Source organism: Luteibacter yeojuensis, assembly GCF_000964085.1.
GTDB lineage: Bacteria > Pseudomonadota > Gammaproteobacteria > Xanthomonadales > Rhodanobacteraceae > Luteibacter > Luteibacter yeojuensis_A.
In genome coordinates this window covers 78,497-89,184 of record NZ_JZRB01000010.1, presented here as the reverse complement: position 1 = coordinate 89,184, position 10,688 = coordinate 78,497, and the positions used below count along the sequence as shown (strand labels likewise).

The following is a 10,688-nucleotide window of genomic DNA, read 5'->3' as shown; positions in this document are numbered from 1 at the left end:
CGCGACTGGCGGCACCAAGGGCCTGCCCGCCCCCGACGGCCGAAACCCCGCCAGCCTGAGGCGGCGCAAGCCGCTGGTTACATGCATTCGCGATAGCGAATGAACCGGTGCAAGAGCATCGCTTGCAAGCAAGCTCCCACAAGGAAGCCACAAAGAAGCCGGAAAGAAGCTATGTGAAGACGTATTCGGCAAAGCTGAACCTTGCGATTTTCCCGGCACGAATCGTTCACGGATGCGCTGGTGTCATGGCACCCGCGGCGCACATCGCCGCCCCACAACATAAGCGTAGGAAGGAGTTCCCCATGAACAACGCCAACATCCGCAAGGCCCTGTTCGCTGCCGCCCTCGTCGCCGGCCTCGCCGCCGTGCCGGCCGCCCAGGTGTATGCCCAGGACTCCGCCGCCGCCGCGTCGAAGGGTGATAACCAGACGGTTGCCGGCAAGGCCGACGATACGTGGATCACCACCAAGGTGAAGAGCGAATTCGCCGCCAACAAGAGCGTCAAGGCCACCGATATCTCGGTGAGCACCACCGAGGGCGTGGTCACGCTGACCGGCACCGTCGGCACGGCGAAGGAAAAGAGCCACGCCGAGGCCATCGCCAAGAAGATCAAGGGCGTGAAGAGCGTCGACGCCAGCGGCCTGACCGTCTCGGCCGCCGCCAAGTAATACCCGCAAGCGGATGCTTGACCCGGGAGGGAGCCGCAAGGCTCCCTCTTTTTTCGCGCCCGGGTTAGCGGTTAGCGCTGCAGCATGCCGCCGAAGGTGTTGCGGTCGTTGCTGTTGTCGATCTCGACGCCCTCCAGGCCCTGCGACAGCGTGTGCGCGTCGCCGCCCTGGGCCAGCTTGATGCGCAGGCGCACCTCGTTCGAGCTGTCGGCGTGGCGCAGGGCGTCTTCGTACGAGATCTCGCCCTGGTGGTACAGCTCGACCAGGCTCTGGTCGAAGGTGCGCATGCCCAGCTGGTTGGAGTCGCGCATCAGTTCCTTGAGCTTGTGGATCTCGCCCTGGCGAATGTAATCCTGGGCCAGCGGCGTGCCCAGCAACACTTCGACGGCCACGCGGCGCGCCTTGCCATCGGGCGTGGGGATGAGCTGCTGCGCCACGATGCCCTTGAGGTTGAGCGACAAGTCCATGAACAGCGCGCCGCGGCGGTCCTCCGGGAAGAAATGGAGGATGCGGTCGAGCGCCTGGTTGGCGTTGTTCGCGTGCAGCGTGCACAGGCACAGGTGGCCTGTTTCCGAGAAGTTGATGGCGTGTTCCATCGTCTCGCGGGTGCGCACCTCGCCGATCATGATGACGTCGGGCGCCTGGCGCAGGGTGTTCTTCAGCGCGTTTTCCCAGTTATCGGTATCGATGCCCAGCTCGCGCTGGGTGATGATGCAACCCTCGTGGCGGTGCACGTATTCGATCGGGTCTTCGATCGTGATGATGTGGCCGGTGGAATTCTGGTTGCGGTAGCCGATCATCGAGGCGAGCGAGGTCGACTTACCCGTGCCGGTGCCACCCACGAAGATGATGATGCCGCGCTTGGTCATCGCCAGCTGCTTGATGATCGGCGGCAGGTTCAGTTCTTCGGGCGTGGGGATCTTCGACTCGATGCGGCGCAACACCATGCCGACGCAGTTGCGCTGGTAGAAGCACGACACGCGGAAGCGGCCGACGCCCGAGGCGCTGATCGCGAACTGGCACTCGTGGGTCTTTTCGAACTCCTCGCGCTGGGCGGGCGTCATGACGTTGAGCACCATGTCGCGCGATTGCTGCGCGGAAAGCGGGCTCTGCGTGATGGGCACGATGCGGCCCTGCACCTTCATGGAGGGTGCCACGCCTGCGGTGATGAACAGGTCGGATGCCTGCTTGTGCACCATCAGCTTAAGGAAAGAGGTGAAATCGAACTCGCTCATGGCCTGGATCCCCGTCGCCGGAACGGGCCGGCATCCCTTGGCCGATCATATACCTGCCTCGTGACGGCTGCAGCGGCCGCTGTCATGAGGCGGGGGCATCGCGCGCAAGCGCGCTCCCACAAGGGGTGCGCGCGCCTGGCGTCGTTTAGCGGAAGCCTTCCTTGTTCTTGGCGTAGGTGGCGGCCTCCTGCCGGGTGATGAGCCCGCGCTTCACCAGGTCGGCCAGGTTCTGGTCGAGGGTCTGCATGCCGAACTGCTGGCCGGTCTGGATCGCGGAATACATCTGGGCCACCTTGTCCTCGCGGATGAGGTTACGGATGGCCGGGATGCCCACCATGATCTCGTGGGCCGCGGTGCGGCCGCCGCCCACCTTCTTCAGCAGCGACTGCGAGATGACGGCGCGCAGCGACTCCGAGAGCATGGAGCGCACCATGGGCTTCTCGCCCGCCGGGAACACGTCGATGATGCGGTCGATGGTCTTGGCCGCCGACGAGGTGTGCAGGGTGCCGAACACCAGGTGGCCCGTTTCCGCGGCGGTGAGCGCCAGGCGGATGGTTTCCAGGTCGCGGAGCTCGCCCACCAGCACGTAATCGGGGTCCTCGCGCAGCGCGGAACGCAGCGCCTCGTTGAAGCCGTGGGTGTCGCGGTGCACTTCGCGCTGGTTCACCAGGCACTTCTGCGAGGTGTGGACGAATTCGATCGGGTCCTCGACGGTGAGGATGTGACCGTATTCGTTCTTGTTGATGTGGTCGACCATGGCCGCGAGCGTGGTGGACTTGCCCGAGCCCGTGGGGCCGGTGACCAGGATCAGGCCCTGCGGCTGCTCGATCAGCTCGCGGAAGATCTTGGGCGCGCCCAGGTCTTCGAGGGTGAGCACCTCGGAAGGAATGGTACGGAACACGCCGCCGGCGCCGCGGTTGTGGTTGAACGCATTGACGCGGAAGCGGGCCAGGCCCGGGATTTCGAACGAGAAGTCGACTTCAAGGAATTCCTCATAGTCGCGGCGCTGCTTGTCCGACATGATGTCGTAGATCAGCGAATGCACCTGCTTGTGCTCGAGGGGCGGGATATTGATGCGTCGAACGTCGCCGTCCACGCGGATCATGGGCGGGAGGCCTGCGGAAAGGTGCAGGTCGGAGGCCTTGTTCTTCACGGAGAAGGCAAGGAGTTCGGCGATATCCATTGGGGTCCCCTTTCTTTGTGGGCCAAAGGTAACCACCCCCGGGGGTCGGCGCAAGGCGGCGCAGCGTATATGCTTTGTGGCTATGTGAAAGACGTCGCGAACGGAGCAAAGAACCGCATGAACCGGATCGCCTTCATCGGCGGCGGCAACATGGCCCAGGCGCTCATCGCCGGCATGGTCCGCCATGGCGCCCAGCCCGGCGGCATCGCCGTGGCCGAGCCCCGCGCCGAGGCCCTGCAGGAGCTCGCCCGCCAGTACGGCGTGGCCACCTATACCGACAACGCGGCGGCCGCCGAGGGCGCGTCCCTGCTTGTCCTGGCCGTGAAACCGCAGATGATGGCCGAGGTATGCCGTGGCCTGCGCACCGTGGTGCAGCAGTACCGGCCCGTGGTGGTATCGATCGCCGCTGGCATCCGCATAGCCCAGCTCGAGCGCTGGCTGGATGCCGCCCTGCCCATCGTGCGCTGCATGCCGAATACGCCCGCCATGTTCGGCGCCGGTGCGACGGGGCTCTATGCCAACGCCCGTGTCAGCGCCCCGCAGCGCGCCGAGGCCCAGCACGTGCTGGATGCCGCCGGCCTCACCGTGTGGGTGCCCGCCGAGGACCAGCTCGATATCGTCACCGCCCTCTCCGGCTCCGGCCCCGCCTACTTCTTCCTCATGGTGGAGGCGCTCGAGAACGCCGCCTTCGCCCAGGGCCTGTCGCGTGAAACGGCGCGCGCCCTGGCCGCGCAGACCGCCCTGGGCGCCGGCCGCATGCTGATGGAAAGCGGGGACTCCGCCGCCACGCTGCGGCAGAAGGTCACCTCGCCCAACGGCACCACCCAGGCCGCGCTGGAAAGCTTCCAGGCCGACCACTTCCCCGCCATCGTGGCACGCGCGGTCGATGCCGCCCGCCGCCGCGGCGCGGAACTCTCCGAACAGATGGAATCGAATACGTGAACTACCTGACCAACGCGGGCGGCCTGCTGCTCAACGTGCTCTTCGGCGCCCTGGTGACCCTGTTCGTGCTGCGGTTGCTGGCCGAGGCCAACCGCGCCGACTTCAACAACCCCATCTGCCAGTTCCTCTACCGCTTCACCAACCCGGTGGTGGCCCCGCTGCGCAAGGTGCTGCCCAGCGTCCGCCGGATCAACCTCGCCGCGCTGGTGGTGGCCCTGGTGGTGGAATGCGTGAAGGTGGTGCTCATCCTCCTGCTGGCCGGCCTGCCGCTGGGGCCACTGGGCATCCTGGTCATGGGCATCGCCGAGCTGCTCGATTTCCTGCTGCTCACGTGGATCGTCGTCGTGTTCGTGTGGTCGCTGATGAGCATGCTCTCCACCGATCGCTACCACCCCGTGGCGCGTTTCGTCACGGCGCTGGCCGAACCGCTGGTGCGGCCGCTGCGCGGCCGCATGACCCTCGGTGGCCTCGATTTCTCGCCCACCGTGGTGCTCATCGGCCTGTTCCTGGCCCGCATCCTGGTGGCCCAGCCCCTGCAGGATCTCGGTACCCGCCTGCTGATGGGCCTGTAAGCGGCCTCAGCGCCCGCCCAGGCGGCGGGCGTCGGTCACGTTGGGCAACGCCGCGAGGCGCCCCAGCAGCAGCGAGAGCTGCTCGTAATCGCGCACGCGCAGGGTAAAGCGCATGTCCACCTCGCCCGAGCGCGTGTTCACGCGGCTCGACGACGCGACGATGTGCGGCCCCACGTTGCTGATGGTGGTGGCCACGTCCTTCTGCAGGCCCTTGCGGTCGTAGCCGCGCAGTTCGATATCCACCTCGTAGTTCTGCACCTCGACCCGGCCCCAGCTCACGTCGATGACGCGGTCAGGGTCTTTCCGTGCCAGGCGCGCCAGCGACGCGCAATCGGTGCGGTGCACCGACACGCCGCGGCCGCGGGTGATGAACCCGCGCACCGGGTCGCCCGGCAGCGGCTGGCAGCAGCGCGCCAGCGTGGTGAGCAGGTTGCCGATGCCCTCGATCGACAGCGCGCCACGGTCGTGCTGCGCGCCGCGGCCGCTGACCGGCGCGGACGATTGCGTGAATTCGAGTTCCACCGGCTCCTGCAGGTGCCGGGCCACCTGGCCCAGGCTGACTTCGCCAAGCGCGATGGTGACGAATAGTTCATCGACGCTCTTCAGCCTGAAATGGCTGGCCAGCGCGGCCAGGTCCACGTCGCCGAGCGCCAGCCGGCGCAGCTCTTTCTCCAGCGTGGCCTTGCCGGCCACGATGTTGGCCTCGTGCGCCTCGCGGCGGAACCACGCGCGCACCTTTTCCTTTGCCCGCGACGTGGCCAGGTAGCCGTGGTGCGCCGACAGCCAGTCGCGGCTGGGCTCGGAAATCTTCGTGGTGAGGATTTCGACGCGGTCGCCGCTGCGCGGCTGCGTGGTGAGCGGCACGATGCGGCCGTTGAGCTTGGCGCCCCGGCAGCGGTGCCCCACCTCGGTATGGATGTGGTACGCGAAATCGAGCACGGTGGCGCCGTGCGGCATGTCGATGACCTCGCCCTTGGGCGAGAGCACGTACACGCGGTCTTCCATCAGCTCGGTCTCGAACCCCGCGGCCAGCTCGGCATCGTCCTCGCCGCGCGGCTCGAGCAGCTTGCGCATCCAGGCGATCTTGGCCTCGAACTCGGCGTCGGCGCCGCCACCCTCCTTGTACCGCCAGTGCGCGGCCACGCCCAGCTCGTTGGCGCGGTGCATCTCGTGCGTGCGGATCTGCACTTCGAGCGTCTTGCCCTCGGGCCCGATCACCGCCGTGTGCAGCGAGCGGTAGCCGTTGCCCTTGGGCCGGGCGACGTAATCGTCGAACTCGCCCGGCAGGTGCGGCCACAGGCTGTGCACGAGGCCCAGCGCGGCGTAGCAATCGGCCACCGAGCCCACGAGGATGCGCACGGCGCGGATGTCGTAAAGGTCGGAGAAATCGAGGTCCTTCTTCTTCATCTTTTTCCAGATGGAGAAGATGTGCTTCGGCCGGCCGGCGAGGTCGGCCGCGATGCCGGCCTCGCCCAGCACGTGGCGCAGCTCGGCCAGGCTCTCGGCGATGAAGCGCTCGCGATCGGCGCGGCGCTCGTCGAGCAGGCGCGCGATGCGGCGGTACGTATCGGGCTCCAGGTAGCGGAAGGCGAGGTCTTCGAGCTCCCACTTGAGCTGCCAGATACCCAGGCGGTTGGCGAGCGGCGCGTGGATATCGGCGGTGAGCTGGGCCAGTTCGCGACGCTCGGCGTCGGGCAGCGACATGGCCGTGCGCATGGTGGCCAGCTGGCGCGCCAGCAGCACGAACACGACGCGGAGGTCGCGGATGATCGCGAGCAGCAGGCGGCGCAGCCCCTCGGAGCCGGCCGACGAGCCACGCTGGGCGTGCAGGGCCCATACCTTTTCGGCCTCGCCCTGCCCATCCACCAGGCGCCTTAGCGAGGCCGGCCATGTGGCGGCGGCCGCGTCGGCGGCGCCCGGCATGCCATGCATCAACGAGAACCACAGCGCGGAGGCGCAGGTTTCGTCATCGCAACCGAGCAGGCGCAGCAACTCGACGATGGCCTCCGCATCGGCGCGCGCGGCCACGGGCAGCACGGCGCACGCGGTGCGCGCGCGGTCGGTCAGCGGCGTGGCGGGTTCGTGCGCCGGGGTGGCCCGTGGGTTCGTCATGCGTTGCCTGCCTGTGCGGCTTCCAGCGCCTTCGCGAGGCGCTTGGCCGAAACGGGTTCGGCGGTTTTCAGTTCCTGGGCGAACAGCGAGACGCGCCATTCCTCGACCAGCCAGCGCAGCTCGGCCCAAGCGGCCGCATCGAGCGCGGTGCCACCTGCGTTGAGCAGCGCGCGCCAGTACGGCAGCACCTGCAGCATACGCGACTGGTCGCGCTGCGGGTCCTGGCGCAGGCGCTCGGCGCGCAGCCGCATGGCCTTGAGGTAACGCGGTATGTGCTGCAGGCGGCTGGTGGGCAGTTCGCGCAGGAAGCCCGGCTGCATGAGCCCGGCAAGCTGCTCGCGCAGGTCGTCGTAGCTGGCTTTGGCGAACCCCAGCAGCGGCGGCTCCATCCAGGGCTTGAGCTCGGCCTGTGCCTCGATGATCGGCTCGGCCAGTTTCTGCCGCGCCATGCCGGCGCCGAACAACGCGCGCCCCATCTCGCCCTTCAGGTGTTCAAAATCGGCCAGCGTGCGCACGGTGAGCTTCGCGTCGGCCAGCAGGTCGTCGAAGCCGCCTTCCACCAGGTCGTCGCGCAACCCATCGACGCTGCCCAGCGGCGCGTACTTCAGCGAAAGCGGGTTGCTGATCGGCAGCTGCCGGCGTGCCCGCTTGAACTCGGGTGCCAGCGCGCCGCGCAGCAGGCGCTCCACGCCCCGCACGTGGGCCGCCGCCGCTTCGTCCGCGCGCTCGAACACGCGCAACGCCACGGCCTCGCCCAGGTCCACGAGCGCAGGGTAAGCCTTGAGGCCCGCCTCCGAACGCACCTCCAGGGGTATCGATTCGAAATCCCAGGTGAGGATGTCCTCACGGGTGAGCTCGATGTCGGTCTTGCGCGAGAACGCCTCGCGCGCCTTGCCCTCCCACGCCGCGCGGATGGCGGCGAGGTCGCGGCCCTCGGCCACCGTGCGCCCGTGCTCGTCGTGCACGCGGTAACGCATCAGCAAGTGCGCTGGCACCACGGCGTCGCCGAACGCGCTGGCGTCGACATCGACACCCGTGGTGCGCTTGAGGAACGCGGCCAGCGCTTTCGCCAGGGGCTCGTCGCGCGATGCTTCCGCTTCCACGAAAGCCCGGGCGAAGTCGGGCGCTGGTACGAAGTTACGGCGCAAGGCCTTGGGCAGGCCGCGGATCAGCTCGGCCACCTTGTCGGCCAGCAGGCCACCCACGAGCCACTCGCCGCGCGCGGCGGGCACGGCGTTGAGGAACGCCAGCGGCACGCTGATGGTGACGCCGTCGGCCGGGTCGCCCGGCACGAAGCGGTACTCCAGCCGGTACGTGTGCTGGCCCAGCGTCATCGAGGCCGGGAACGCCTTCGGGTCGAGGCCCGTGCCGGTATCCATCACATCGGCAAGCGCCCAGCGCAATGCCGCCTGCTCACCGGGCGAGGCCTTGCGGTACCAGGCATCGAGCGCACGCGTATCGGCGATCGACCCGGGCAGCTTGCCATCGAAGAACGCGGCCAGCTCGTCGTCGGAGCGCAGCAGGCCCGCGCGGCGCTGCTTGGCTTCGATGTCGTGCGCCTGCTCCAGCACGCGCTGGTTGGCGCGGACGAAATCGGATTTGCTGTCGAGCTCCCCGCGCACCAGCGCCTCGCGCAGGAAGATATCGTGCGCCAGTTTCGGGTCTTGCTTGTGGAACGTGACCGGGCGGCGCTCGACCAGCACCAGGCCAAACAGCGTCACCTGTTCGTAGGCCACCACGGTGCCGCGCTTGCGCGACCAGTGCGCATCGCGCGCCGTGGCGCGCACGAGGTGGCTGGCCTGCTGCTCCACCCATGCCGGGTCGATGCGCGCGTTCATCATGGCCCACACGCGGCCACCGATATCGAGGATCTGCGCCGAGAACAGCCACGCCGGCGGCGCCTTGGCCAGCGCCGAGCCGGGGAACACCTGGAAGCGGCGCTCGCGCGTGCCGCGGAACACGCCCTTCTCGTCCTTGTGGCCCACCTGCGTGGGCAGGCCGGCGAGCAGGCTGCGGTGGATGGACTCGAACAGCGCATCGCCCTCGAGGGCCGCCGTGCGCGCGGGCTCCTTGCCGCCATCCCATGTCATCTCACGCGTCACCAGCGCGAGCTGGCGGTGCAGTTCGCGCCATTCACGCATGCGCATGAAGGAGAGGAAGTTGCGTGAGCACCAGTCGCGCAGTTTCGACGAGGTGAGGTCTTCGGCGGCGGCGAGGTACGCCTTCCACAGGTTGATGACGCCCACGAAATCGGATTTCGGGTCGGCAAACTGCGCGTGCGCGGCATCGGCCTGGCCGCGTGCCTCCGGCGGCCGCTCGCGCGGATCCTGGATGGAAAGGAACGCCACGATCGTCATCAGGTCGGCGAGGCTGCCCAGGCGGCGCGCCTCGACGAGCATGCGCGCAAGCTGCACGTCGATGGGCAGGCGCGCGACGGTGCGGCCGATGCCCGTGAGGCGGCGGTCGTCATCGATGGCGCCGATTTCCGCGAGGCGGCGGTAGCCATCGGCCACCACGCGCGGGTCGGGTGCCTCGAGGAACGGGAAATCCTCCACCTCGCCGAGGTCGAGCGCCAGCATGCGAAGGATGACGTTGGCCAGCGAGGAGCGCAGCAGCTCGGGGTCGGTGAACTCCGGGCGCAGGTTGAAATCCTGCTCCTCGTAAAGGCGGTAGCAGATGCCAGGGCCCACGCGGCCACAACGGCCCTTGCGCTGGTTGGCGGCGGCCTGCGAAATCGGCTCGATATGCAGGCGCTCGAGCTGGCCGCGCTGGCTGTAGCGCTTGACGCGGGCGGTGCCCGGGTCGACCACGTAGCGGATGCGTGGCACGGTAAGCGAGGTTTCCGCCACGTTCGTCGCAAGGACGATGCGCCGCTTCGGGCCGGGGCGGAAGACGCGATCCTGCTCGTTGGCCGACAGGCGCGCGTACAGCGCCAGTACCTCGGTCTCGCGGTACTGGCGGCGCGACAGCGCCAGGTGGGCATCGCGGATCTCGCGCTCGCCCGGCAGGAACACGAGCACGTCGCCGCGCGGATCCTCGCGGGTGATTTCGTCCATCACGTCGGCAATCTGCAGCGAGAGGTTGCCCTCGCCCTTCTCGCCCGGCGGCCGGTAGCGCACGTCCACGGGGTAAGTGCGGCCCTCCACCTCGACGACGGGCGCGCCGGCAAAATGCTCGGCGAAACGGCCGGTATCGATCGTGGCCGAGGTGACGATCACCTTCAGGTCGGGGCGGCGCTCGCACAGGCGCTTGAGGTAGCCCAGCAGGAAATCGATGTTGAGGCTGCGCTCGTGGGCTTCGTCGATGATGATGGTGTCGTAGGCCGACAGCCAGGGATCGCCCTGGGTCTCGGCCAGCAGGATGCCGTCGGTCATGAACTTGACCAGGGCGTTATCGGACACCTTCTCGGTGAAGCGGACCTGGAAACCCACCTTGTCGCCCAGCGGCGTGGCCAGCTCCTCGGCCACGCGGGCCGCGACCGAACGCGCGGCCAGCCGGCGCGGCTGCGTGCAGCCGATGAGGCCCGCCTCGCCACGGCCGGCGGCCAGGCACAGCTTCGGCAGCTGGGTGGTCTTGCCCGAGCCGGTCTCGCCGGCAAGCACCACGACCTGGTGCTCGCGGATCAGCTTGATGATGTCGTCGGCGCGCGCCGCGATGGGCAGCGAGGCATCGACGGTGATGGCCGGCTTGGCGGCAGCGCGGGCGGCGCGACGCGCCATGGAGGCGGCCATGTCCTGGGCCAGTTGCTCGATGCGGGCCGGGTCAGGCTTGCGGGCCAGGCCACGCACGCGGCCCAGCAGGCGGCCGTAGTCGCGGCTGGCGACGCGCGGCAGGGCATCGCGCAGCTCTTTCAGGCGCGGGTCGGCGGGTGGGTGGCGCGGGGCGGTCTTGGAGGTACTCATGCAAGCCACAATGATAGCGTGTGCCTATCATTGGGATCGGAACGTTTCATTTCACGGCCACCCAGGCGGCCGGT

The 10,688-nt window shown here is 68.4% G+C and carries 7 protein-coding genes; 3 read left to right on the top strand and 4 right to left on the bottom strand.

Annotation, left to right across the window (positions count from 1 at the left end; genetic code table 11):
• Positions 1–302 precede the first annotated feature (302 nt).
• A complete protein-coding gene (locus tag VI08_RS05630; protein ID WP_045828578.1) occupies positions 303–668 on the top strand; it encodes a BON domain-containing protein in 366 nt (121 codons plus the stop codon).
• A 71-nt stretch (positions 669–739) separates the two neighbouring features.
• Here the strand turns inward: VI08_RS05630 and VI08_RS05625 are convergent, their stop codons facing one another.
• Together VI08_RS05625 and VI08_RS05620 are read right to left on the bottom strand one after the other, a co-directional pair.
• Complete coding sequence (locus tag VI08_RS05625; protein WP_045828577.1) at positions 740–1,903, bottom strand: PilT/PilU family type 4a pilus ATPase; 1,164 nt, start codon at positions 1,901–1,903, stop codon at positions 740–742.
• Positions 1,904–2,048: 145 nt separating this feature from the next.
• The gene (locus VI08_RS05620; protein WP_045828576.1) at positions 2,049–3,086 is read right to left on the bottom strand and encodes a type IV pilus twitching motility protein PilT; all 1,038 of its coding nucleotides are present in this window, start codon (positions 3,084–3,086) and stop codon (positions 2,049–2,051) included.
• Between the two features lie 117 nt (positions 3,087–3,203).
• Between VI08_RS05620 and proC the strand changes: the two genes are divergently transcribed.
• Entirely contained in the window at positions 3,204–4,028 is an 825-nt protein-coding gene (gene proC, locus VI08_RS05615) for a pyrroline-5-carboxylate reductase (RefSeq protein ID WP_045828575.1), read from the top strand.
• Positions 4,025–4,600: a YggT family protein gene (locus VI08_RS05610; protein WP_045828574.1), complete on the top strand. Its 576-nt coding sequence runs from the start codon at positions 4,025–4,027 to the stop codon at positions 4,598–4,600. The genes proC and VI08_RS05610 overlap by 4 nt, the downstream gene beginning before the upstream one ends.
• A gap of 6 nt (positions 4,601–4,606) precedes the next feature.
• Here the strand turns inward: VI08_RS05610 and VI08_RS05605 are convergent, their stop codons facing one another.
• Complete coding sequence (locus tag VI08_RS05605) at positions 4,607–6,712, bottom strand: RelA/SpoT family protein (RefSeq protein ID WP_045828573.1); 2,106 nt, start codon at positions 6,710–6,712, stop codon at positions 4,607–4,609.
• Entirely contained in the window at positions 6,709–10,614 is a 3,906-nt protein-coding gene (hrpA, locus tag VI08_RS05600) for an ATP-dependent RNA helicase HrpA (RefSeq protein WP_045828572.1), read from the bottom strand. The genes VI08_RS05605 and hrpA overlap by 4 nt, the downstream gene beginning before the upstream one ends.
• Between the last annotated feature and the right edge of the window lie 74 nt (positions 10,615–10,688).

Coding starts and splice junctions, on each gene's coding strand:
- VI08_RS05630 (WP_045828578.1), top strand. CDS start 303: ATGAACAACGCCAACATCCGCAAGGCCCTGTTCGCTGCCGCCCTCGTC.
- VI08_RS05625 (WP_045828577.1), bottom strand. CDS start 1,903: ATGAGCGAGTTCGATTTCACCTCTTTCCTTAAGCTGATGGTGCACAAG.
- VI08_RS05620 (WP_045828576.1), bottom strand. CDS start 3,086: ATGGATATCGCCGAACTCCTTGCCTTCTCCGTGAAGAACAAGGCCTCC.
- proC (WP_045828575.1), top strand. CDS start 3,204: ATGAACCGGATCGCCTTCATCGGCGGCGGCAACATGGCCCAGGCGCTC.
- VI08_RS05605 (WP_045828573.1), bottom strand. CDS start 6,712: ATGACGAACCCACGGGCCACCCCGGCGCACGAACCCGCCACGCCGCTG.
- hrpA (WP_045828572.1), bottom strand. CDS start 10,614: ATGAGTACCTCCAAGACCGCCCCGCGCCACCCACCCGCCGACCCGCGC.